At 72.1% G+C, this 23,654-nt stretch carries 14 protein-coding genes and 1 tRNA gene; 8 read left to right on the forward strand and 7 right to left on the reverse strand.

Annotated features, from left to right (window positions below; translation table 11 throughout):
• The first annotated feature begins 309 nt into the window (after positions 1 to 309).
• Positions 310 to 816: a hypothetical protein gene (locus ABD332_RS28700; protein WP_344505365.1), complete on the forward strand. Its 507-nt coding sequence runs from the start codon at positions 310 to 312 to the stop codon at positions 814 to 816.
• 27 nt (positions 817 to 843) lie between these two features.
• Here ABD332_RS28700 and ABD332_RS28705 read toward each other — a convergent pair whose 3' ends face one another.
• Positions 844 to 2,496, reverse strand: a complete 1,653-nt coding sequence (locus ABD332_RS28705) for a DUF885 domain-containing protein (RefSeq protein WP_344505366.1) — start codon at positions 2,494 to 2,496, stop codon at positions 844 to 846.
• Between the two features lie 139 nt (positions 2,497 to 2,635).
• Between ABD332_RS28705 and ABD332_RS28710 the strand changes: the two genes are divergently transcribed.
• Both ABD332_RS28710 and ABD332_RS28715 read left to right on the forward strand, forming a co-directional pair.
• Positions 2,636 to 2,709 (forward strand) — tRNA-Cys (locus tag ABD332_RS28710).
• A 33-nt stretch (positions 2,710 to 2,742) separates the two neighbouring features.
• The gene (locus tag ABD332_RS28715) at positions 2,743 to 4,191 is read left to right on the forward strand and encodes a hypothetical protein (RefSeq protein ID WP_344505367.1); all 1,449 of its coding nucleotides are present in this window, start codon (positions 2,743 to 2,745) and stop codon (positions 4,189 to 4,191) included.
• Between the two features lie 59 nt (positions 4,192 to 4,250).
• Here the strand turns inward: ABD332_RS28715 and ABD332_RS28720 are convergent, their stop codons facing one another.
• The gene (locus tag ABD332_RS28720) at positions 4,251 to 6,209 is read right to left on the reverse strand and encodes a HEAT repeat domain-containing protein (protein WP_344505368.1); all 1,959 of its coding nucleotides are present in this window, start codon (positions 6,207 to 6,209) and stop codon (positions 4,251 to 4,253) included.
• A gap of 102 nt (positions 6,210 to 6,311) precedes the next feature.
• Here ABD332_RS28720 and ABD332_RS28725 point away from each other — a divergent pair, with 102 nt between their 5' ends.
• Positions 6,312 to 6,995 (forward strand): siderophore-interacting protein, encoded by a 684-nt coding sequence (locus ABD332_RS28725; RefSeq protein WP_344505369.1) that lies wholly within the window; start codon positions 6,312 to 6,314, stop codon positions 6,993 to 6,995.
• Positions 6,996 to 6,999: 4 nt separating this feature from the next.
• On the opposite strand, the gene ABD332_RS28730 is transcribed toward ABD332_RS28725, so the two are convergent.
• Entirely contained in the window at positions 7,000 to 9,213 is a 2,214-nt protein-coding gene (locus ABD332_RS28730; RefSeq protein WP_344505370.1) for a DUF6055 domain-containing protein, read from the reverse strand.
• Between the two features lie 181 nt (positions 9,214 to 9,394).
• Positions 9,395 to 9,820 (reverse strand): winged helix-turn-helix transcriptional regulator, encoded by a 426-nt coding sequence (locus tag ABD332_RS28735; RefSeq protein WP_344505372.1) that lies wholly within the window; start codon positions 9,818 to 9,820, stop codon positions 9,395 to 9,397.
• A 117-nt stretch (positions 9,821 to 9,937) separates the two neighbouring features.
• On the opposite strand from ABD332_RS28735, the gene ABD332_RS28740 reads away from it, so the two are divergent.
• Positions 9,938 to 10,804 carry an aldo/keto reductase family oxidoreductase gene (locus ABD332_RS28740; protein ID WP_344505373.1) on the forward strand — a complete coding sequence of 289 codons (867 nt, stop codon included), beginning with the start codon at positions 9,938 to 9,940 and terminating at the stop codon, positions 10,802 to 10,804.
• A gap of 56 nt (positions 10,805 to 10,860) precedes the next feature.
• The gene (locus ABD332_RS28745) at positions 10,861 to 11,136 is read left to right on the forward strand and encodes a hypothetical protein (protein ID WP_344505374.1); all 276 of its coding nucleotides are present in this window, start codon (positions 10,861 to 10,863) and stop codon (positions 11,134 to 11,136) included.
• Between the two features lie 51 nt (positions 11,137 to 11,187).
• Here ABD332_RS28745 and ABD332_RS28750 read toward each other — a convergent pair whose 3' ends face one another.
• Complete coding sequence (locus ABD332_RS28750) at positions 11,188 to 12,999, reverse strand: 3-keto-alpha-glucoside-1,2-lyase-like domain-containing protein (RefSeq protein ID WP_344505376.1); 1,812 nt, start codon at positions 12,997 to 12,999, stop codon at positions 11,188 to 11,190.
• A gap of 300 nt (positions 13,000 to 13,299) precedes the next feature.
• Between ABD332_RS28750 and ABD332_RS28755 the strand changes: the two genes are divergently transcribed.
• Complete coding sequence (locus tag ABD332_RS28755) at positions 13,300 to 14,952, forward strand: Hsp70 family protein (RefSeq protein ID WP_344505378.1); 1,653 nt, start codon at positions 13,300 to 13,302, stop codon at positions 14,950 to 14,952.
• A complete protein-coding gene (locus ABD332_RS28760; protein ID WP_344505380.1) occupies positions 14,952 to 15,455 on the forward strand; it encodes a hypothetical protein in 504 nt (167 codons plus the stop codon). Before ABD332_RS28755 ends, ABD332_RS28760 begins: the two co-directional genes overlap by 1 nt.
• Positions 15,456 to 15,591: 136 nt before the next feature.
• Here ABD332_RS28760 and ABD332_RS28765 read toward each other — a convergent pair whose 3' ends face one another.
• Complete coding sequence (locus tag ABD332_RS28765; protein WP_344505381.1) at positions 15,592 to 16,389, reverse strand: barstar family protein; 798 nt, start codon at positions 16,387 to 16,389, stop codon at positions 15,592 to 15,594.
• A gap of 36 nt (positions 16,390 to 16,425) precedes the next feature.
• Positions 16,426 to 23,568, reverse strand: coding sequence for a polymorphic toxin-type HINT domain-containing protein (locus ABD332_RS28770; RefSeq protein WP_344505382.1), 7,143 nt, complete (start codon positions 23,566 to 23,568; stop codon positions 16,426 to 16,428).
• Between the last annotated feature and the right edge of the window lie 86 nt (positions 23,569 to 23,654).

The raw sequence follows: 23,654 nt of genomic DNA on the forward strand, positions 1-23,654 counted from the left end.
CATCCACGCCGACCTCCAAGCCGTCGCCACCGCACTCGCCACCATGACCGGCCAACCACACCCACTCGCACAAACCACCGACGATCAGCCAGGCGGTGGTCACCCGCCGGCCTGACCACTCGTCTGGCCTCAGGCGATGGATCTGTGCACCGACCCGACCTACGACACCGAACCGCGCGGATCGGTGCCAAAGGAGGACGCTCATGTTGTCACCACTCGGCGAGGGAGCCGTCGGCGTGGCGCCAGATCGGGTTGCGCCAGCGGTGGCCGACCTCGGCGGCGCGAAGTACCGCTTGTTCGTCGACCTCGATGCCGAGCACCTTCAACGCCGAACGGGTGTTCCGCGACATCACCCTCAACCCCGCCACCGGGATACTCGCGCAGCTCCTCGGCCGGCCCGTCACCGCGGTGGAGACTACGATGTGGCGGCAGCTGGCGGCCCGGCTGGTGTTGCGGGACAACCGCACCGCCGGGCAGGTCTGGGTGTTCGACGACGCCGACAGCCCCGCCTGGCCGCTCACCACCACCGGGTTCAACAACGCCTGCAACTGGGGCATCCGCGACGTCCTCCCGGTCGGCGACGAGCATCTGTTCTTCGGCACCAACCAGGGCTGGCAGTACCCCACCGAACCCCGCGACGACCCGCCCCGCCGCGCCGGCTGGCAACTGCTCAAATACTCCCCGGCCGCGGCCTCCGACGGCCAGACCGCCGTCGAGCTTCTGCAGGCCCTGGTCCCCGGCTGGGCCGACCCGGTCAAGCTGGCGCGACGCGTCGCCGCGGCACTGCCCGTGCCGATCGGAGCCACCCGCGAATAGCCGCGCGCCCGCTCACGCCGCGGCCGCTCACGCCGCCCAGCGTCGGACGCGCTCGGCGAGAGTGCCGAGGGGCAGCGGGCCGGAGGTGAGGACGGTGTCGTGGAAGGCGCGGATGTCGAACCGGTCCCCCATCGCGGCGCGGGCCTGCTCACGGAGCCGCTGGATCTCCAGGCGGCCCACCATGTACGCGAGGGCCTGGCCGGGGTCGGCGATGTACCGGTCGGTCTCGGACTGGATCTCGACCTCCGCCATCGCGGTGTTGGCCCGCAGGTAGTCCACGACCTGCTGGCGGCTCCAGCCCTTCGCGTGGATACCGGTGTCCACGACGAGACGGGCGGCGCGCATCGAGTCGGTGGCGAGCATGCCGAGCCGGGTGAGCGGGCTGGAGTAGAGGCCCATCTCGTCGGCGAGGCGCTCCGCGTACAGCCCCCAGCCCTCGCCATACGCGGTGAACTGCGCGATACGCCGCAGCAGCGGCAGACCGGTCAGCTCCTGCGCGAGGCTGATCTGCAAGTGGTGGCCGGGGACGGCCTCGTGGAAGGCGGTCGCCTCGGCGACCGTGCGGTCGCGGCCGCCGGGCTGGAAGGTGTTGGCGAAGTAGATGCCGGGGCGGCTGCCGTCGATCGCCGGGGCCAGATAGTAGGCGGCGGGAGCGCCGGGAGCCTCGGCGGCGGGGACCGGCGCGACCGTGCACCGCTGCGCCGGCAGCGTGCCGAACCACTCGGGTGCGGCCTTCTCGGCGCGCTCGATCGCGTCGCGTGCCGCGTCGAGGATCTCGTCACCGTCGCGCCAACGCAGCGCCGGGTCGGTGCGCAGACGGTGCAGCACGTCGGCGGTGTCGGAGGCGCCGAACGCCTCCGCGCCGATCTCCGCGAACTCCCTGGCGAGCCCGGCGATCAGGTCGAGGCCGATGCGGTGCAGCTCGTCGGGCGTGCGGTCGGTGGTGGTGTGCAGGCGCACCTGGCGCAGGTACAGCTCGTCGCCGCCGGGCAGGAAACACAGGCCGGCCTCCTCCAGGCCGCGGGAGGCGGGGGCGATCTCGGTGGCGAGCGTGTCGCGGTAGGCGGCGACGGCGGGCCGGACGACCTCGTCGATCAGCCGGTCACGTTCGGCGGCGAACCCGTTGTCGTCGGCCGGCGCGGGCTTGCGCAGCGGGTCACCGTCGGCGTTGGCCAGGTAGCGGTCGAGGTGCGCGACGGCACCTTCGACAAGGTGCCGGACCGGCCGTCGGCCCGCGGCGATGCCGTCGCGGTGGCGCTGGGCGATCTGCGCGAACGCCTCCGGCAGCTTCCTGAGCCGGGCGAGATAGCCGTCGGCGCGGGTGGCGTCGGTCAGCCCGACCATCGGCAGCTGGACCAGCAGCGCCGCGGCCGGTGCGGTCCAGGTGTCGGTGATCGCATACTCGGTGGAGCGCAGGTCCACGGTGTCCACGATGGACTGCGCCTGCTGCAGGACGACGCCGAGGGTGAGCTGGTCGTCGTCGCTGAGACCGGCGGGGTCCAGCGCCCGGGCACGGGCGGCGATCGCGAGCGCGCGGTCCCTGATCGCGGCGTCGCCGGCCTCGCTGTAGTCGCGCATCTGGTCGTCGCGGCCGGGGATGCCGAGCAGGGAGGCGCCGATGGGGAACACGTCGAGCATCACGTCGAGCAGGTCTTCAGCGAGCTGGTTGGCAGTGGACATGTCGTCTCCCTGTCGCCGCGCATCGATCGGTGCGCCGATGCTACTGGGTGCGCGGCCAAGGGTGCACCGTCCGTAGCGCATCGGCTCCGTTGAGCACGGTGTCCCGACCGGTGCTCGCCGGCCGGTAGCATGCGCCGCGACGGGTGTAGCGCAGAGGTCGTCGCGGCGGGACTGCAATTCCTGAGGACGCCGGTTCGAATCCGGCCGCCCGTCATCGTCCTGTCGTCGCGTGTTCGGGGGACGCCGATGGCGCTGTCCGAGCCGGTGCTGCGCAGGTACGACCTTCCGGCCGCCGCCGTGCGGGCCGCCACCCGATGCCGGCTCGCGGGCGACTGGCAGGGCGCGTGCGCGGCGGCCGGCGTCGAGGTCGACGCGTCGGTGCTCGCGGCGGAGCCCCGGATGCTGGACGACCTGCGGCACCTGGCGCCGGATCTGCTCCGCTGGCATCTGCTCGACGGTGGCCTGGAGTGTGCGCGCGGCGTCCGGTTGCCGCTGCTGCTGGCGCAGTACCCCAGGGGGCTGGCGCTCGTCGTGCATTGCCGCTTCGAGACGTACGGGCCGCACCGGCTGCGGCTGTCGACGGACACAGCCTGGGTACGTAGCCGGTGGGACAGCAGCCGGCATCTGTGGGACGCGCGCCACGCCACGCGGCTGCCGCACCGGCTGGGCGGCGGTGACCGTACACCGGGCTTCCACCGCGACGGCCGCCGCCTGGACCGCGCGGACCTGCCGCAGACGGCGCCGCCGAGGGACGACCGTGCGGCGAGCGCGGAGTGGGAGCAACGGCTGCTCCTCGACGACCGCCTCGCCGGATGGCGGGCGGCCGGGGTCGAGATCGACCCGACGGTCACGGCGGCGTTCAACGCCGCCGGGGCGCTGCTGCCGTTCTTCCGGATGAGCCTGGTCGTGCCGGCCGCCTGGGACCTGCTCGGCGCCGGCGCGAGGTCGGGCACGGTCCTGGTGACCTGGCTGCCGCAGCTGCCGGACCAGGCGCTGACGCTCACGCTGCGCCGAGGCGCGGGGGCGGTGCTGCGGGTGGACAGGTGGCGCCGGGCGCAGCGCCTGCCGGCGGTGCCGGAGACCGCCTTGAACCTGCCGTGGTTCGTCGAGGCGCTGCGCCGCGGGTGGCTGCCCATCAGCGCCGTGCATCCGCTGGTACGCGCCGCGATGTTCCCGGACGCCCCGGACACTGCGTACGCCCCGGCGGCCGGTGTACGGGTGCCCGAAGGCATCCACGTCCAGTGCGGCCACCGGCGGCACTACGTGGGGTGGCGCGACGGCAGGTTGGCGGCGTTGAGCCACACCCCGGACGACGTGCGCCGCGAACTCGCCCTGCGTGCGCTGGGTGGCAGGTCAACCGGCTGCCTCGCCGTGCTGGACAACTGGTCGGCCCGGACCGGACCGTTGCCGCGGCAGATCCGGATGGTCGCCCGCCACATGCTGCTCGCGGCCGGCCACGGCGACGTCGCCGAGGTGCACCGGCTGCTGGACGCCGGGGTCGACCCTCGCGGTGTCCGCGGCGTGCAGCGCCGATCACTGCTGCACATGGCCCACCTCATCGGTGACGTCGCTCTGATCCGGCGGCTGCGGGCGGCCGGCGTCGACCCCGCCGTGCCGGACAGCCACGGACACAGCGCCCTGCAGGCGGCGCAGGCGATGGGTGCCTCCGCGGCGATCCTCAGCGGGCTGCGGTAGCACCACGGCTCTGCGTCCGCGGCCGGGTCTCGTCCACGGCGCCGCCGCCGAGCGGCAGGTCAGCGGTCCGGGTCCACTCGTCCCGCGGCGGACGCGGCGGACGCGGCGGACGCGGCGGACGCGGCGGAGCGGACCCGGGGGTCCGGATCCGAGGACCGGAGCGCGTCGAGCCGGTCGCAGGCGTCGGGGTCGGCCAGCGCCCGCAGCGTCGCGGCCGCCCTGGCCCGCACCTGCGGCGCCGGGTCGTCGAGCAGGGCGCGGACGGCAGGCAGGTGGTCCCGGTCGGCGCGGCGGGCCACCGCGGTGGCCGCGTTCGCCCGCATGCCCGGATCCTCGTGGGTCAGCGCGCCGGCGAGCCCGTGACGCGCGTCCCAGCCCTGCTGGTGACCCACGATCCAGATGTACGCGCGTTGCCGGAAGATGTCGCCGCCGGGCAACCCGTACCAGTCATTCGCGGTGCCGGGGATGGTGGCGAGCGCGCGGCCGGCGGCGCGCCAGACCGCGGTGTCCGGCGAAGTCACGAACACATGCCGCAGCGTCGGTGCCGCCGCCGGATCGCCGATGCGGCCCAGCGCCTCCGCCGCCCGGCCGGCGTACGCGGTGTCGCACAGCCTGATCAACGCACCGACGTGCCGCCGGTCACCGGTGCGGGTCAGGACCCGCGCCGCCCGGTCACGGACCGCCGGGTCCGGATCATCGCAGGCCACGAGGGCGATGTCGGGCACCCGGGGGTCGTCGATGTGTGCCAGCGCCCGGAGGCTGTGATCGCGGACGTTAGGGTTCGCGTGCCCGGCCAGGTCGGTCAGCGTCGGCACGGCGTCGGGCGCACCGATCTTCCCGAGCGCCGCGACGAGGGCGATCGGCACCCATCGCGCCTCCCGCGCCATCTGGCACAGGGCGGGCACCGCCTCGACGGCGCGGAGCTCGCCGAGCGCATGGGGCGCCGACTCCGCCCACGCCGGATCCGTGGTCTTGTCGATGAAGAAGGCGATGTGTCCGGCCCCGTGCTCGGTGAGCCAGCCCGGATCGTCCCGCCACGGTGGCTCGATCGGATCGAGGAACCGGCCGTGCAGCGCGGCCTCGGCCGCCGGCCCGCCGACCGCCCGCAGCCGGTCTACCGCCGCGCGGCGGACCCACCGGTCCTCCGGCCTGGCGGTGGCGGCGGCCGCGGCGAGCAGGCGGAGTTCCCGGTCGCCGGCCGGCCCGGTCAGCCCCCGGATCGCGGCCACGGCCAGCCATCCCGTCTCCCGCTCGACGACGTCCAGCAGCCGGTCCCGGTCCAGTGGTTGGCCGCTCGCCACCTGCGTCTTCACGGCGACGAGCCGCTCCCAGCCGTCGGTCGAGTCCCACCATGCGACGGCAAGCCGGCACGACGCCGTCTCCGGCCGGGTGGCGATGGCGTACACGCCGGCGCGCAACGCATTGAGGCAGCACAACCGGGCCGGTCCGGCCCGCTCCGCCTCGTACGCCGCGAGCAGCGCCGTCAGTGCCTCGCCGGTGCCGATCGCGCCGAGCCGCCGCGCGTAGCCGCCGAGGTGCCCGTCCTTGCCCGGTGACTCGCCCGGCACCGTCTCGTCCGCGCGATCCAGCGGGCGCGGCAGGCCGAGCGCATCGGCGAGCCGGACGTGCTGCTCCCGCCAGTATTCGTACGCGTGCTGCCCGGCGAGGTGGTCGCGCATGTCCGTGAGCACCGCGTGCCGGATCGTCGCCGCGCCGGGCGTCCGCACGAGCCGCTCCGTGAAGCGCGCCCGGTCGTCGCCCGGGCGCATGGACATGGACTCGACGAGGTGGACGACGCGCGGCGCGACCCCCGCACGGGCCAGGTCCGCGACGGACACGCCACGTCCGGGCACGAGGTGCAGCCACGCGGCCTGGCGCACGGTCACGCCCGCCCCCGCACCGGACCCGGCGAGGATCCGGTCCACCCGTTCGAGGTGGCCGAGCAGCAGCCCACCGCCGGCGAACAGCTGCCCCTGGTGCGCCCGAGCCGCGATCCGGCGTGCCTTGGCCAGTCCCATGCCCGTATCCAATACCACCGCGACCGCATACCGTGGTCCCGCCGGGGACGCCAACACCGGTGCTGCAAGATACGGGCAAGCACCGGAGTGGGAGGAGCCCCTGTGGGGATCGCGGGTCGTCTGATCGACATGGCCGAGGCCGCCCTGCTGACGGAGGCCGAGGTCGCGGCCGTCGACGGGGTCGGCGACGACTTCGTCCGGGTCGACCTCGTGGCGCCGGCGTTCCGGGCCGCCAAGTGGGCGGCCGGGGCCAAGGTGCAGATCCGCCCGCCGGGGGCCGGCCGGGGGCTGCGCACGTTCACGCCCACGAGCTGGGACGTCGACGGAGGGCGAACCAGCCTGCTCGCCTACCTGCACGGCGACGGGCCGGCGAGCGTCTGGTTCCGGCGGGTCCAGGCCGGTGACCGGGTCAAGCTGATGGGGCCGCGCCGGTCGATCGATCCGCCGGCCGCCGGTGAGTCGGTCCTGTTCGTCGGCGACGCCACGAGCGTGGCGCTGGCCGGCGCGTTCGAGACCACGGGAGCCGCGCTCACGTGCCTGTTCGAGGCGGAGCGGCCGGCGGCGCTGGACGGCCTGCGGCCAGGCGCCGAGGTCTGCGAGCCGGCCGCACTGCTCGACCGGCTACGGGCCGCCAGGGCAGGCATGGCAGGCCCGTACCGGCTGGTCGTGACGGGCAACGCGGCCACGGTCCACGCCGTCCGGCGGGAGATCCGCACGTGGTCCGCACCGCCCGCCAAAGTGACCGGCAAAGCGTACTGGGCAGCCGGCCGCACCGGCCTCGACTAAAGCATCAGGCGGTGAAGGCCTTCACCTCCAGCAGCCCCACCGAGCTGGTGCCGTTGGACTGCAGCACCACGCGCAGCCGGGTGGTGCTCACCGCGGTGAACGTGACCGTGTTGTACGCGTTCGCGGTCACGGTGTAGGCGGACGCGCCCGGCACGTCGGTGTAGGCGCTGCCGGTCCAGTACTGCAGCTTCCAGCTCGACGGCAGGTCGATGCCCTGGTTGTCGTCGAAGAGGTACACCTGCGCCTTGTTGAGCTGCACAGCGCTCGGCCAGGTGAGCTCCGCCCACTGCTGGCCGCTGTTGGGCCAGGTGCCCCAGCGGCGGTTGACGGTGTCGTTGGACGACGGCGGGTCGATGCCGTCGTTGATGGCGGCGACCGACTCCCACGCCGAGGTGTAGGACGCCGACGGGGTCGCGGAGCCGGCCACGTTGACGCCGCCGGTCGGCGGGGGCGTGGTGGTGCCGCCGATGGCGAGGTCCGCGCTCGGGAACGCGCTGAACGACGGGTTCACGTCGGCCTCGCCGCCGGCGCCGTCGCAGCGGCGGTCCGGGTTGAACGCCAGGTAGGTGCCCGACGAGCAGGCGATCGCGAACTCGGCGTCGCCGCCGACCACGATGCTGCCGGAGAGGTTGGCGCCGTTCTGGATGAGCGCGTTGTCCTTGACGACGGCGTTGCCGCCGACGGTGCCGCCGTTGACCCAGCCGAGGCCTTCGATGCGGGCGTTGCCGGTGACCGTGCCGGCGAAGACGGCCGCCTTCGGCCCGACGTAGGCGGTGGCGGCGACGCTGGCGTTGCCGGCGACCCAGCCGCCGCCGTTGCTGTGCCAGTGCCCGCCGTTGGTGGCGGCCGGCTTCACGTAGCCGGGCTCGAAGCCCGACGGCGCCGCGCCGGCGACGCGGAACTCGTACGGGAAGCGCCGCGCCTTGGGGTAGCCGTCGAGGAACGCGTAGTGCGGCACGGCCGACGGGGTGCCGGTGACGACGAGCCACACCTCGCGCTCGCCGGCCTGCAGCTGGAAGTCGATCTGGCCGTCGGTGCCGGTCGTCAGCGGCGAGTACCGCGGCGTGCCGTTGCGCACGGCGACGAGGCCGAAGGTCCAGCCGGTGGCGCCGGTCTCGGCGTGGCCCTTGAGCCGGACCTTGACGAGCCCGCCGTCGGTCGCCGCCACCAGCTTGATCTTGTTGAAGCCGTAGTCGGACGGGGCGACGCGGGCGTTGATGCGGTAGTGGCCGAGCGAGGCGTCGACCGCCTCGACGCTGCCGCCGTTGTAGGCGTTGTTGAGGAAGCCGGCGCCGTACACGCCGTTGATGAACGGCATCAGCGTCGACTTGTTGCCGAAGTCGTAGGTCACGGTGCGGGTCGCGTACTCGCCCACGCGCCGGTTCAGCTCGGTCTGCGTGATGCCGGTGATTCGCCGGTACGTCTCCAGTGGATGCTCGGTGTTGCGAGCCTCGTTCCAGATGCGGTTGAACATCGCGAGGCCGTCGCGGTCCTTGATGTACTGCATCAGCATCCAGTTGCCGTAGTGGTGGCGGCTGGAGCTGTAGTACAGGTTCTCCGAGCGCAGCCAGCGGCTCAGGTCGCCCGCGGCGGTGGTGGGCAGCGCCTGCATGGCCATGAACTCCGCGCTGGTCTCCCAGAAGGTGCCCGCGCTGGCGTCGGTGAAGCCGTACCCGGAGCGGCCCAGGAACGTGTAGTTCTGGAACACGTGCCCGAGCTCGTGCGCGAGGCCCCAGGAGCCGGGCAGCGCGGCCTTGGGGTCGATGTTGATGACGCCGACCTTGCCGTCGACGGAGCCGCCGGTCGCCCAGGCGTTGAGCTCGGTGCGGTTCCACGTGTTCGTGACGATCACGATGATCTTGTACTGGGCGAGCAGCCCCTGCTCCGGCGTGAACTGCATCGTGTTCACGTAGAACGAGTACAGGTTCTCCAGCTGGGTGATGATGCTGTTCGGGTCGAAGTTGTACGGCGAGGGCGCCGAGGCCGGGTTGGTGCCCGACTTCTCGCCCCACAGCAGGATGAAGTTCGTCGACTCCCGGGTGCGGTTCTGGGCCCACGGCACCTCGCCGGTCTGGGTCCAGCGGGCCGGGATGTAGAGCGACTTCGCGGCGGCGGCGGCCGGCCGGGTCTGCAGGGCGACGAGCACCCCGGCGATCACGACGAGCGCGACCAGCGGCGCCAGCCACAGCCGGCGCGATCGGAGATTGATGGTGGTCATGGCATCACACCCTGCACCGAAAACCTTTTCGGGGCAACTGAAGTCTCCTTTTGCGTTTGCTTTTCGGACCCTTAAGCCGCACCCGGCGGCAACGGGAAGGCCCCGGGACGCCAGAAGGACGCGTCCGGGACCCGAAACTTTCATCAGGCGTCCACGGCCTCGACCTGCGCCATGACCGTCTTCAGGCGGTCGTTTCGTCGTAGGAGGCACGGTGGGCGAGGACGTCGTCCATGTGGTGCTGTGCCCACAGTTTCAAGCCGCGAACCAGGCCGTACATCGACAGGCCCAGGTCCGTCAGCTCGTAGGAGACCGTGACCGGGACGGTCGGCGTCACGGTGCGGCTGATCAGGCCGTCGCGCTCCAGCGCGCGCAGCGTCTGGGTGAGCATCTTCTGGCTGACGCCGGCGAGCAGGCGGGACAGCTCCGAGTAGCGCATCGGGCGGGGGTCGCCGCCACAGTCCGGGCCGCTGCCCAGGGCGGTCAGGATCAGCGCGACCCACTTGCCGGAGATCCGCTCGAGCAGCTTGTGGCTCGGGCACACCGCGAGGAAGGCGTCGTACTCCGCCTTGCTCTGTGCCCGCTGCTGCGCCGCCGTCGTCGTCGCCATCGGCCGTCCCTCCAACCACCGGGTGTGTTACGCACCTTGAGGTGCGTACTTCCCAATAGGAAGTTACCCCCTGAGAGTGGAGCGGCACCTGTCAGGCAGCAGAACAGAGGAGCACGCATGTCGTCCACTGCACTTCCCGGCGGCACCTGGACGCTGGGGGATCTGACCGTCAGCCGGTTCGGCTACGGCGCCATGCAGCTCGCCGGCCCGTGGGTCATGGGGCCGCCCGCCGACCGTGACGGCGCCGTCGCCGTCCTCCGCGCGGCCGTCGAGCTCGGCATCACCCACATCGACACCGCCGACGCGTACGGGCCGCGGATCACCAACCAGCTCATCCGGGAGGCCCTGCACCCCTACCCGGCGGACCTGCACATCGCGACCAAGGTCGGGGCGACCCGCGACGAGCAGGGCGGCTGGCCGCCGGCCAGGGACCCGCAGAGCCTGCGCCGGGCCGTCCACGACAACCTCGACAGCCTCGGCCTCGACGCGCTCGACGTGGTCAACCTCCGGCTCGGCGACGCCGAGGGTCCCCGGCCCGGCTCGCTCGCCGAGGCCCTCGGGACGCTCGCCGAACTGCGGCAGCAGGGCCTGATCCGGCACCTCGGCGTGAGCAACGCGACCCCGGAGCAGGTCGAGGAGGCTCTGACGATCACCCCGATCGTGTGCGTGCAGAACCTGTACAACCTGGCCCACCGCCACGACGACGACCTGATCGACCGCCTGGCCGGGCGAGGCATCGCCTACGTGCCGTTCTTCCCGCTCGGCGGCTTCACCCCGCTGCAGTCCTCGGCGCTCTCCGGCGTCGCCGCACGCCTGGGGACGACCCCGATGTCCGTCGCCCTGGCCTGGCTCCTGCACCGCTCGCCGAACATCCTGCTGATCCCCGGTACATCGGCCACGGCCCACCTGCGCGAGAACGCCGCCGGCGCGGGACTTCGGCTCTCCGACGACGACCTGGCCGAGCTCGACGAGATCGGCCGCTGAGCTGCAACCGGATTGCACGCGGGCGTTGGACCGGCTCACCGAGAATGCCGGGGTCCTTGCAACCCATCGAGGAGACCGACATGGTTCGAACGAAACGGCTCGCCGTCGCGGTGCTGGTCGCGTCGGCCGTCGCGGCCCTGTATGCCAGCGATCCGAAGCACGAGACCACCGGCGATCCGAATCCCACCGTGGCGCTGACCGCGTTGTCCATCGCATCCATGTATGCCGCCGATCCGAAGCACGAGAGCGACCCTGATCCGAATCCCAATGTGGCGCTCGTCAACGGCGACCCAAGGGGCCAGAGCGGCCCCGGCGGTGACCCCGTCGGCTGAGGCCGCGCAAAAGGGCGGGCCGTCACCACGGCCCGCCCCGGGGAACCAGTGCTACAGGCTGACCGCGCGGCCGCCGAGGGTCACCACGAGGTGCCCGTCGGCGGCGAACGACCAGGCCAGGGCGCCGCTGTAGGTGGCGCAGCGGGAGCCGTTCGTGCCGGTCCAGAACTGGTTGCTGCTGTCGGCGTTGCCGACGGTCTTGTCGTTGGAGCCGCCGCTGCTGAACCGGCAGGAGGTGTTGCTGCGGTACGTGTGGGTGCCCGCGTCGAACGAGAAGTTGCGTTCGGCGTTGTCGATGGACAGGTTGTTGGAGATCGCCATCGAGCCGGGGTTGTTGTTGTACGTGAAGCCGTGGTGCCCGTTGCGGTAGGCGATGCTGCGCTGGACGACGTGGTTGACGCCGATGCCCTCGCCGCCGAGCTTGTAGCCGTTGCGGTCGCCGTTGGTGTTGACGGTGCCGTTGCTCAGGGTGCCGTTGTTGTAGGACAGCGAGTCCTGGATGGTGACCGCGCCGATCGGGCCGGTGTCGGTCTTGGTGTAGAGGTCCCAGCCGTCGTCGATGTTGTTGTGCGAGACGGTGTAGCGAAACACGTTGCCGGGGCCGCTGGTCAGCTTGGCGGCGAAGCCGTCCGCGTCCTCGCCGTCGGAGTCGGCGTTGTCGTGCGACTCCGAGGAGAGGATGAGGTTGTTGGCCGGCCACTGGGACTGCGGGGTGTCGGAGGCGGCGCGGGAGATCTGCAGGCCGCTGTCGCGGTTGAAGCGGGTCACGACCCGCTCGATGGTGTTGTTGCTGCCGCCGACGAAGATGCCGTTGTCGCCGGCCCGCTCCACGACGATGCCGGTGATGTGCCAGTAGTTGCCGTTCACCGCGAGCCCGCGGTTCGCCGGGTCCTCGGTCTGCGCGGCGAAGTTCAGCACCGGGGTCTCGCCGGGGTACGCGGTGATCCGCTTCGGCGCGCCCGACGTGCCGTTGTTGCCGACCGCGATGGTGACGGTCGAGGACAGGTTGTAGGTGCCGCCGCGCACGGTGATCGTGCCGCCGGCGGTGACCCTGGTGATCGCCGACGCGAGCGTCGTCGGGCTGGCCTGCGTGCCCGGGTTGCCCGCGCTGCCGTTCGGCGCCACGTACAGCGCGGACGACGGCGGCTGGGACTGCGACGGCGAGCTCGAAGGCGAGCCCGAGGGCGACCGGGACGGCGTCGGTGACACGGTCGCCGTCGGGGTCGGGGTGGTCCCGCCGGTGGTGACGGTGACGTTGTCGAAGCTGGCGCTGGAGTACGCCGTCTGCAGGCCGATCCGGCCCTTCGCGATCGACGCGTCGCTCGCGGAGGCGACCTGGGCGCCGTCGACGGAGCCGCTGATGGCGCCGCCGTTGACGGTGATGGCCAGGGTGTACCAGGTGCCGGTGGACACGGTCCGGGAGGCGCTGCCAAGCACCGTCACGGAGCCGCTGTTGACCGCCTGCAGCTGCACCTGGTTGCCGGGCAGCAGCGCGAGCCGGTAGAACGTGGTGGCCCCGGTCGAGCGGGCGAGCAGGCCGACGAAGCCGCCCGAGCCCAGCGACAGCGGCTTCACCGCGGCCTGCACCGTGTAGTTGGTCCAGCCGCTGTCGCCGGCGAAGTCGCGGGCGTTCTCGCTGCCGGCGTTGGACTGCTGCAGCACCTTGCTGCCGTCGGTGACGACGCTCCAGGAGCCGCCGGACTTGGACCAGCCGCTGGTGGAGCCGTCCTCGAACGTCGCGCTGAACGCCGTGTCGGCGAACGCGACCTGCGCGGCCAGCGCGACACCGGTGACCGCGGCCACCGCCGCGGACGCGGCCAGCCACCGGCGCGCCCGCGGCCGGGTTCGGACTTGTGCACTCATGGTTCCTCCGGAAAGACAGACGCGCACGCGCGACGGGCGTGCGGCAGTGCGATCGGCGGCGCTTCCGGGGCGGCGGGAGCGGGGCGGATCCACATCGACGCTCGTCACCGTAAGGCAAGCGCTTTCCTAGAGACAAGGCGTGACGTGTGCAGGTTTGTTGCAGGATGTACCGGCAGCGTCTGGCTCGGCCGGGCGGGTCGCGGAACCTCCGACACGGCCCCGATTCGCCGCCGAACGGAGCAGCGGGCGTGATCCGTTCGCACGATCGCGGGCGGATTCGGTGCTTCCTAGGCTGCGGGGGTGCCGGACACCGCCCTCGGAATCGACTACGGGACCTCCAGCACGGTCGCCGTCGTCCGCCACACCGACGGCCGGATCCGGCCGCTGCTGTTCGACTCGTCGCCGCTGCTGCCGTCCGCCGTGTTCGCCAACAGCGCCGGGCGGCTGCTCGTCGGGCGGGACGCGGAGAACTCCGCGCGGCTCGACCCGGCCCGCTACGAGCCGCACCCCAAGCGGCGCATCGACGAGCTCGACGTGCTGCTCGGCGACCGCGGCGTGCCGGTGCCCGAGCTGATCTCGGCCGTGCTCACCCGGGTCCGCGCCGAGGCCCTGCGGACCCTCGGCGGCCCACCGGCGACGATCACGATGACGTGCCCGGCGACCTGGGGCGCCGCCCGCCGCCAGGTGCTCCTGGACGCCGCCGCCCTCGCCGGGCTCCCGGTGCCGGCGCTGGTGGCCGAGCCCGTCGCCGCCGCCACCTACTTCGCCTCCGTCCTCGGCCACGCCGTGGCGCCGGGCCAGTGCGTCGTCGTGTACGACCTGGGCGCCGGCACGTTCGACGCGAGCGTCGTGCAGCGCACCGCCGACGGGTTCCGCGACCTGTCCTGCCGCGGCCTGGACGACGTCGGCGGCATCGACCTCGACGCGCTCGTCGTCGCCCACGCGCGCACGGTCGTCGCGTCCCGCGCGCCCGAGCTGTGGCAGCGGCTGGAGGCGCCGTCGTCGGCCGCGGACCTGCGCCACACGACCATGCTGTGGACCGACGCGAAGCACCTGCGTGAGGCGCTGTCGCGGGAGTCGTCCGCCAGCCTGTTCATCCCCGCGGCCGACGAGGAGGTGCTGCTGACCCGGCAGCAGTTCGAGACGGCCGCCGAGCCGCTGCTGCGCCGCACCGTCGACCTGGCCCTGACGACGCTGAAGGAGGCCCGCGTGCGGCCCGAGGCGGTCGCGGGCTGGTTCCTCGTCGGCGGCGGCACCCGTACCCCGCTGATCGCGACGATGCTGCACCGGGCGACCGGGGTGGCGCCGACGGTCCTGGAGGAGCCGCAGCTGGTGGTGGCCGAGGGCGCCCTGCACCTGGCGAGCCTGACCGCGACCGCCCCACCTGCGACCTTCGCGGCCCCCTCGGTCGCAGCCGCGCCTGTCTCCGCCGAGCCGGCGCCCTTCGCAGCGCCCCCGATCACCTCCGCGCCCGTCTCCGCGTCACCCATCTCCGCACCACCCGTCTCCGCACCACCCGTGGTCGCGCCGATGCAGAGCACCGTCCCACCCCCGGCGCCGGTCGTCACCGCCGCCACCGCGGGGCCGGTCGACGAGCCGTCCTGGCCACCGTCGGCTCCCATCGCCGCGCCCGTACCCCCAGCGCCCGCACCCCGGCCCGTACCCGCGGCGTCCGGACCCATGGCCGGGGTCGGAACCGGGACACGCGAGCTGTTCGGACTCGTGGCCGCCGGTTTCGCCGTGCTGGTCCTGCTCGTGGGCTACCTGGAGGCCAGCGGCAACGGGTTCTGGCTCATCGGCGGCGGCCTGCTCACCGCCGGCCTGCTGTGGCGCGGCTGGCGCCTGCGTCACCCCGGCCCCCGCGGCGCCGACTGGCTGGCGTTCTCGGCAGCGGCGGCCGGCGCCCTCATGCTCGTCGTGTACACCTTCATACGCATCTCGGGGATGATCTGATGGCTGCCGGACTGTCGTCCTACGTGGTGGCGTCCGCGGCCGCCGCCGTCGCCGCCACGGGCGCCGTCGTCGCGTGGGCGGCGACCACCGCCCGGCCCGCGCCCGCGGACCCACCGGTGACCCTGTCGAAGCTGCCGAATCGGCCCGCCGAGATCCGCGGCCTGGCCGCGGCCCTGATCGCCGCGGTGGTGGTGTTCGCCGTGCCACCGAGCAACCAGGTGGAGTCCGTCCAGGAGGTGTCCGCCGTCCTGCTGCTCGCCGCCGCCGCACTCCGCTGGTATCGCTTGACCCGGCCCGGACCTGCCGTGCTCGACCGCCTGACCCAGGTCCTCGCCCTGGTGCCGGCCTGCGGCCTGTTCGGCGGCGCGTGCGTCGTGGCCCTGTACGACGGCCTGGACGAGCTCGACTGGTGGGGCCCGTGGCTCGGCAGCCTCGTCCTCGGCGGCGCGCTCGCGCTGGTGGCGGGCCTGTCCTGGCGGCAGCAGCCGACCCAGCCGCGGTAACGCCGCCGGCCGTCGTCGCCCTCAACCACGACATCGACGAAAGCGCCCCATGGTTCCGCTGGCTCAGCGGCCTCACCGCCGCTGCACGTCTCCTGCACGCCACCCACGCCCATAGCAGCGCAGCCGATTGGACCCGTCAGCCAGGACCGTCCACAAGCGTCAACTCGACGCCCGCGCCGCGGAGCATCCGGATCGCCAGGTCCAGATACCCGAACCTCCTGCCGTCCTCTCCGTACTGGACGGTCCGGGTCAGGTTGCGCCGGGCGACCTCAGCATTCGTCCAGCGCACCCGCAATGGCGCCGAGGTCTGCTCCGCCCGCAGTTCCAGGATCGTAGCGACAGAGATGAATGCGGACCCGACCCAGCCGCCGGGGCCTTCCACCGCCTCACCCAGCGCGCAGAAGAAGCTCGCCAGGTCGACCACGTCCCTGCCGTCGAGCACCGCGTCGACGGTGTGGACCCGGTCCGGCTGGATGGTCGCGGACCAAGGGCTGCACAGCTCGGCGACCTCGAGCCAGCCCTCCCGCTCGCCTGGCGGCAGCGCAGCCCACCGTCCAGGCAGATCCGGACGCCGCGCCCGCCACCACTCCCAGACGCCGGCAGCCGCGGCGTGCGGCAGGCTGATGATCCAGCACGTGGCCTCGGCGGCGCCGTTGCCGGGCGCATGCTCGAGTCGCAGGTCCCAGATCTCATAGGAGCCCATCACGGCGCCTGCCGCGTCGAGCACGTCGACGGCCATGTCGACTCCAGGGGGCAACTCCCCCAGGACATCGACACCCGTGAGACCGAACCGCAGCTGGTGCGCCGCGTCCTCGGGATCCTCGAAGTCGTCGTAGACGGTGCGGTCGCTGACGAAGAAGCGGGCGATGTCCGCGCACCGCAGCACGACGGCACCGGTCTCATGGATCCGGAACGCGTACCGCGGTCGGGACATGCGCCCACCTCTCGTCATTCGGGCGCCGACAACGTGTCAGCAGATGCCTTTCGGCACGTCGGTGATCTTTTTGTAGTGGTTGCTGGTGTAACCGTAGTCGCCGTCAGCGTTCGGGCCGAGAATCTTGAAGCTCGGGCCACGCCCGGGCACGTTCCACTCCGGACTGCCCTGGAACCCCGGCTTACGGATGGGCGCCGCACCCCATTTCCGCTTGTATGCGTCGGATGGGAGATTGCCGTGCTCATCGGCAACTGTACCGGTCCAAAGCTTCTGGTTCTGCGTGCCTTTGTGATTGTTCGGCGAGCCGTTGCCGCCCGTGATGGCCCTGATCGCGTCGCGGGCCCAGCCTGGGATGCCGCTGTTGTGGACCAGGACGGTGGAGGTGCCGGCGGTCACGTAGTACGTGTGGGCGTCGGCGACCGTCAGGTTGAGCATGTGCTCGCTGCCCGGGCGGGTGTCCACGCCGAGGACGGGGACGGTGCCGCCGTCGGCGGTGCGGACGAGCTCGTCGGGCAGCAGCTTGCCCGCCGGGATCCAGGCCCCGGCGCTGACGCTCCAGAAGGCGTGGTTCGCGGTAGTGCGGACGACCTGCTCGGTGCCGGCGGCGTCGCGGACGAAGACGTCCACCAGGTCGTGGTCGAGGTTGTCGTGCAGCGCCGTGACGAGGCGTGGCTCCGTCTTGCCGGTGACCGGGTCGGTGGCGAGCACCCAGTCGCCGAGGTCGACGTCCTTGATCGCCTTGACGGTGCCGTCGGCCATGAGGACGGGGGTGTCCGGGGAGAAGCTGTTGCACGGGCAGGCCCGGCAGCTGGTCGCGGCCCGGCGGGCGGTGTTCGCCGCGGCGCCTTCCTCCGAGCCGGCGGCGGCACCCTCGGCCGCGGCCGCACCGCGGGCCGCGCCGGTGATCGCTGTGCGGCCGGCCGCGATCGCCGCCTGCCCGGCCGCCTTCAAGCCCTGCCCGGAGGCCCAGGCGACCGCGCCGCCCAGGGCCGCGGCACCGGCGACCGCGCCGACGGCACCCGCGACGGCGCCGACCACCGCCCCGACCCCGACCGCGCCGACCCAGCCCATCATGCTGCTGCCGTCGGCCCGGCCGGCCGCGACGTCGAGGCCGTGGGTGACCGCGCCGGAGACCGCGCCGCCGACCGCACCCGCGATGGCGGCACACCCCACCGCCCCGGCACCGAACGTGGCGCCGGTGCAGATCGCGCCGACCGCGATGCCGGCGGCGATGCCCGCGACCGCACCGACCAGCTCGGCGTGGTTCATGGCCCAGTCCGCGCTGGCGTCCCACGCGCTGCACAGGAAGCCGCAGTTCTTTTTCTTCTTCTTCTTGCTCGGCGGCGATGCCTTCGGCGGCGGCGGGCTCCACCCGGGCATGTCACAGCGGGTCGTGGCCGACCAGCAGTAGTCGCCGGAGGAGCCGCTGTCGTTCTCGGTGCCGGTGCAGCCGCCCGGGCCGCCGACGTAGCCGGGGGCACAGCTCGCCGAGCCCTGCAGACCCGAGGGGTCCGACGAGTTGATCGGGTCGTTGCCGGCATACGAGTACCCGCCCAGCTGGTTCGGGTCCTCGGTGCTCAGCAGCGGGTCGACGGAGATGAACCGGCCGATGACGGGGTCGTAGTGCCTGGCACCGAGGATGGTGAGCCCGGTGGTGGCGTCCGTCGACTTGCCCAGGTAGCCGTGGGTGTCCGGCCAGTTCGCCGGCTGGGCACCGCGCGGCGCACCGAATGGTGTGACCGCCCGCCAGGTCGGGTTGGCGCCGTTGCGGTCCAGGCTCAGGGTGGCCGTGCCGACACTGTCGGAGAACAGGTAGCTGTAGGCGGTGGCGGTGGTGCCGGTCCGCACGCACTGCGCGCCGTCGGGCGCGGAGTAGTAGCGCCGCCCGGTCACCACGTTGGTGTCCGTGTGCAGCGTCAGCTCCTGCCCGGGCAGGAAGAGCGTGGTGGTGTTCGCGCTCGGGTTCCGCTGGATCAGCAGGCCGCCGTCCGGGTCGTACACGTAACCGGCGTTGAACACGCTGCCGGTCTTGACCGCCAGCAACTTGTCGTGCCGGTCCCAGGTGAACGTCTGGGTGTCCCGCTCCGGGGTCACCCGGGTGATGGTGCGGCCCATCGTGTCGTACGTGAACGTGCTGGCCTTGGTCACCGTCGCGCTGGTCGTGGTGGCCGACTGCAGGGTGTGCGGCTGGCTGCCGTTGGTCGGGTAGGCGTAGTCGACCTTGGTGTCGCCGCCGGTGACGCCCGGGACGGCGTGCCTGACCTCTCCGGTCTGGTCGCCGAGGGTGTTGTACGTCCAGCTCGTCCAGTACGGGTCGATCCCGCCGACGGTGGTGTTGCTGCCGGTGACGGACACGTCCGCGGCGCAGAGGTCGGTCGCGGTCCACGCGGTGGTGAGCCGGCCCAGCAGGTCGTAGCGGAAGCACTGCGTCTCGCTGGTCGCGTTGTTGTTGCGCGCGTTCGTGGCGGAGACGATCTGACCCCCGGCGTTGTACCGGTAGACGACGTCGTCCATGCGGGTCGTGCCGGTGCCGGTGCGGTCGACGTAGGAGTTCACGATGTTGTGGGTGAACTCGTCGTAGACATGGGTCCGCCAGGCCACGTTCGTCGTGCCGAAGCCGAACTTGGTCTGCGAAACCCCGCTGAACGGGTTGTACTTCGTGTTGTCGACGTAGTCGCCGAGCGAGCTGCCCACGCCGGAGGGGAGATCCATCGCCGTGTAGGTGCGGTTCACCGTCTCCGCGGGCAGGCCGCCGGCGTTCGGGTAGGCCGTCTTCTGCAGCAGGCCGTTCGTGGTGCTGTACGTGTTGGTGAACGTGTACGTGTTGGCGAGCGCGCCGTTGCCGGGCGCGGCAGGGATGGTGACGGTCGTGCCCAGCACGCCGCCCCAGCTGTTGAAGCCGGTCGCCTCCGTCTTGTACTCGTAGCCGTTGACGAAGCTGCTGGAGGAGGCGAGCTCACCGATGCCGTTGCTGATGGTGGTCGAGTCGTAGGTCCAGGTCGCCACCGGCGGCGTCGTGGTGTCGCCGTCGTACTGGGCGACCTTGCGACCCAGGTCGTCGTACTTGTAGCTGGTCTTCTCCTGCAGGTGGTTGGTGGAGGAGAGCAGGTTGCCGTTGTTGTCGTAGGTCGACGTGGTGCCGCCGGCGTCCGGGTCGGTGGTGCCGATGACCTGGCCGAGCAGGTCGTACGTGCTGGTCCAGCTGTTGCCCTTGTCGTCGGTCGTGCGGTTCATGTTGTGCCGCGCGTCGTAGCCGTACGTGATCTTCACCGGGTTGCCGCCGGTCACCACCGAGCCGTTGACGGTCGGCATCGTCGTGTAGGAGTCCAGCTCGATCGGCCGGCCGGCGCTGTCGAGGATCTGCGTCGTCGGGGTGCCGCCCTCCGGCGGGAGGACCGTGGTCCGGTCGCCGCCGTAGACCGTCTTCGCCTCGTGCTTCTGGACGCCCTTGGAGAAGGCCACCTCCCGGATCTTGCGGCCGGTGCCGTCGTAGAACACCTGCTGCTGGTCCGGGATCTGGTTGTCCTTGCCCGTCATGTCGAGCATGGTCGTGCTGGGCAGGCTGGTGGCGTCGTAGTAGGCGTTGTTGGTCTTGACGACCCAGCCGTGCCCGTCGTAGAAGGTGTCGCTGACGATGCGCCCGCCGACCGGGGTCGGCGACTGGGTCTGCCGCGGCCGGGTGAGCGCGTCGTAGAGCGCGATCGTCGTGCGGTAGGTGCCGTCGTCGTTGAGCGAGGAGGTGCTGATCGCCGACGGGACGGTCTGCGAGATCTGGTACGTGAACTTGAGGTTGGCGCCCTGGTTGAGCGCCCGGCCCGGCCGCCAGACGCCGGTCGCGCGGCCCAGCGCGTCGTAGGCGACGGTCGTCGTCAGGTTGTTGAGGTCGGTGCTGGCGGTGGCCAGCCCGCGCGACGGGTCGAAGACCGTGGTGGTCGACTGGCCGACCGCGTTGGTCGCCACGACCTTCGTGGTGAGGCCGTTGGTCAGCGTGTAGGCGGTCGTGCCGGTGGTGTCGTTGGCGTCGGTGGCCCGCACGGTCCGCCCGTACTGGTCGTAGGTGACCCGGGTCTTCGTGAGGTAGTCGAAGGCGCCGTTGCGGTAGTCGAAGGCCACCTGGGTGACGCTCACGTTGCCGACGGTCGGCGCCGCCTGCGGCCAGGTGGTGTCGAAGGTGTCGGTGTCGTAGAACGTCCGGGACCGGGAGATCACCTGCGCGGGACGGCTCACGCTGGTGGGCGCGGTCAGGCCGTTGACGCCGGACCCACCGCAGGGCACCGCGTCGGTCTCGACGGCGGCGACCAGCCCGACGATGTTCGCCGCGGTGTTGGCCGGCGCGTAGGTCGTCGTGGTACAGGTGGCCAGCGACGGGTCGGTGACGTCACCGTAGTCGTACTGGACGGTGGGCAGGCCGGTGGTGGTGTCGTAGGTCGTGTCGGTGCGCGTCGTCAGCCACTTCGTCGGCGTGCTGGAGGTGATCGCGTTGGTGTTGCGGGTCGTGACCGCCCGGGTCATGTGCGAGGCCAGGTCGTCGAGGCCGGTGCGGGCACGGTGGGCCAGCACCGGGCTGACCCAGTAGTCCGTGACCGAGGCCGACTCGACCGGGCCGCCGTCGCTCGTGTACTGGATGGTCTGGCGGGCCTGCCCGGACAGCTCAGCAGTGTCCGGGACCGACTGCGCGGCGCCGGCGACCGTGACGTCGGTCGACAGGGCGACCGTCGCGGTGCGGCGGGTGCCGTCGGGCAGCTTGTCGCCGTCCATGCCGCGGTAGTAGCGGGTCTCCGACAGCGTCCTGGCCTCGAGGCCCGAGCCGGTGCGGGTGCGGACCCGGCCGTAGCCGCGCCACTGCCCGTACGTACGGTGCTTCGCCTTGGTCAGCTCGTTGTCGTCCAGATGCCAGGCGCCGCCGTCGAGGTACTCGTACGTGCTGGTCTGCACGGGGCTCTTGCCCGTGGGGTCCTGGTCGGACACCTCGGTGACCACGTACTTGTGGAACCAGTCGAGGGTCGGGTTGGAGGCACCCTCCGGGGTCCAGTACACCGGGTAGCAGAGGCTGGTGTTCTGGCTGGGCACGATCGTCACCGGTGCGGTGCACTCGGTCTTGTAGCCGATCCCGATGACTTCGCCGGTCTCGGTGGTGATGGTGGAGATGCGGTGGTGGTTCATCGCCGGCGCGCCGTCGATGCCGTCGGCGCGGTTCGCCAGCCTGGTGAACTCGAACGTCGTCGCCGGCAGCGTGATCGCGCCGGTGCCCGTGCCGCCGGTGCGCTTGATCGACTCCAGCCAGAGTCCGGGGGTCGTGCCGTCCTCCGGCGACGGGAAGCTGTGCTGCAGCGCGAACGAGTCGACGGAGGTGTAGGCGGAACCGTTCCAGATCTGCGTGGCGATCCCCTTGGTGCGGATCCGCGTCCAGAACGACACCGAGTGGTTGTTGCAGGCCTTGCCGGCGTCGCAGTTGAGGTCGTACGGGGTGTCGGGCCACTTCGTCTTGGCGTTGACGATGTTGGCGGGTGCGCAGACCGTGTCCGACTCGATGCACCGCTCGGTGTTGTCGAACTTGACGCGGGCCGGTGCGCTGGTCGCGTACGGGTCGGGGTCGCGCAGGCCGTAGTCAATGTGGTCGACGTAGCCGCCACGGACGTAGGGCACGCCGGTCGTGGACCCGTTCGGGCCGTAGTAGTTCTGCTCGGTCTTGTAGTAGTACGCGTAGGCGTTGTGGTGGGTGTCCACGACGTAGTCGAGGTTCCACTTGTACGCCTGGTCGCAGTACGACGCGTCGAAGCCGGAGGACTTGTAGCAGGGGTCGGCCGAGCGCGGCGCGTACACCCGCTGCGTCCACGCGGAGTTCGTGGCGTCCTTGCCGCTCGCCCAGCCGGGCAGCTTGTTGAGGCCGAAGAAGTACTGGGTGCCGTCCTTGGTGGTGATCTTCCAGTACTCGCCGTCGTTGTCGCCGTTGTCCGCGCCCGTCAGCAGCTCGACCCGGGCGCCGTCGTCGGTGGACAGCTTCCAGTGCGTCGGGACGCTGGTGTCGTAGATCAGGTCGCCGGAGCCGGCGCCGAACGCCACGTGCACGATCGGGCCCGCCCAGCAGGAGTCGCCGGTCTTCTTCGGCGAGCCGTCGTCGTCGGAGCAGGTCCGGTACGTCCGCTCGACGGATCCGGGGTCGTAGCTCCACCCGTCACCGATCGGCGACGACTGGTTGTTGGTCGCGACCTGCTTGCCGTCCATCGACTGCGACGAGTACGCCAGGGACACCGACGGCGACAGCGTGCCCGGCACCGGCGGGAGCGGGATGGGGTACGTGTAGCCGAAGTCGCCGGAGCTGTTGCCCGCGCTCCACGACCCGGCCGGCTTCAGCGGGGTCGCGCCGTAGTCGCCTGACGTGCCGCTGGCCCCGGCGGTCAGCGCGAACACGACCGACGAGGCGGCCTTGCCGTCGCGCAGCGCCTGCCCGCCGGCCGGGATCGTCACCAGCCCGGACAGCGTGCCGTCTCGGTCCCGGGTCGTGTGCACCGCAGTCTGCGCCGTGCACGCGGCGACCTCGGGCGTGCTCAGCGAACACGGCGGCAGTGTCACCAGCCGGAGCCGGTTGGCGAAGTCGCCGCCGTACTGGCCCGCGACCTGGGCGGGGTCGACCGAGACCCGGACCTGCCCCTCCTGTGCGGCCGGCTCCGCGGGCTGCGCCTGCAGCAGGAAGCCTTTGACCCCGGCCCGCTCCGAGGCGGTCCGGTCCGCGAGGGAGATCTTCAGCTTCGTCGGGCCCGCGCTGCCCCGCGCCACCCGGACCGGCAGCGCGCCGGCCTTCGTCGAGGGCACCGCGGCCGGCTGGCGGGATGTCCGGGCGGCGTCCGCGGCCTGGGCGTCGGCGGCGGTGAGGTCGACGGTGGCGCTGCCGGCGGCCGGCCACGACACGGCGGGCGGGGTCCACACCGGCGCGGCGGCCGGCTTGCGCACCGCTGCCGGGGTCGCCGCCTTGCCGCCCTGGACGCTGGACCACTGCTGCTCCGCCGGCGCTTTCACCGGCTTGGCCTCCGCCACCGACGGCAGGGCCACGAAACCGCTCGTCACCAGCGTCAACGCGAGCGCGCGGAGCAGCGTCCGCCGCGCCGGGGCGCTGCCCGGTCGTGGTGGTCGAAGGGTCTTGAACCTGATTTTGGACATGCCGGTGCCGCGCGTCGCCATGTGTGGATCCCCCGTGTGATCGCAGAAGCGTGGGCGGAGCTTACAACAATGTATGCAGATGTATGTGCCCCTGGATCTGGGCCTCC

Origin of the sequence: Dactylosporangium maewongense (assembly GCF_039531485.1) — a bacterium.
Taxonomy (GTDB): Bacteria; Actinomycetota; Actinomycetes; order Mycobacteriales; family Micromonosporaceae; genus Dactylosporangium; species Dactylosporangium maewongense.

Bases quoted from the DNA above. Each gene is read 5' to 3' on its own strand.
- ABD332_RS28705 (WP_344505366.1), bottom strand. From the start codon at position 2,496: ATGTCCACTGCCAACCAGCTCGCTGAAGACCTGCTCGACGTGATGCTC.
- ABD332_RS28720 (WP_344505368.1), bottom strand. From the start codon at position 6,209: ATGGGACTGGCCAAGGCACGCCGGATCGCGGCTCGGGCGCACCAGGGG.
- ABD332_RS28740 (WP_344505373.1), top strand. From the start codon at position 9,938: ATGTCGTCCACTGCACTTCCCGGCGGCACCTGGACGCTGGGGGATCTG.
- ABD332_RS28760 (WP_344505380.1), top strand. From the start codon at position 14,952: ATGGCTGCCGGACTGTCGTCCTACGTGGTGGCGTCCGCGGCCGCCGCC.
- ABD332_RS28750 (WP_344505376.1), bottom strand. From the start codon at position 12,999: ATGAGTGCACAAGTCCGAACCCGGCCGCGGGCGCGCCGGTGGCTGGCC.
- ABD332_RS28700 (WP_344505365.1), top strand. From the start codon at position 310: ATGCCGAGCACCTTCAACGCCGAACGGGTGTTCCGCGACATCACCCTC.
- ABD332_RS28765 (WP_344505381.1), bottom strand. From the start codon at position 16,389: ATGTCCCGACCGCGGTACGCGTTCCGGATCCATGAGACCGGTGCCGTC.
- ABD332_RS28735 (WP_344505372.1), bottom strand. From the start codon at position 9,820: ATGGCGACGACGACGGCGGCGCAGCAGCGGGCACAGAGCAAGGCGGAG.
- ABD332_RS28730 (WP_344505370.1), bottom strand. From the start codon at position 9,213: ATGACCACCATCAATCTCCGATCGCGCCGGCTGTGGCTGGCGCCGCTG.
- ABD332_RS28715 (WP_344505367.1), top strand. From the start codon at position 2,743: ATGGCGCTGTCCGAGCCGGTGCTGCGCAGGTACGACCTTCCGGCCGCC.
- ABD332_RS28770 (WP_344505382.1), bottom strand. From the start codon at position 23,568: ATGGCGACGCGCGGCACCGGCATGTCCAAAATCAGGTTCAAGACCCTT.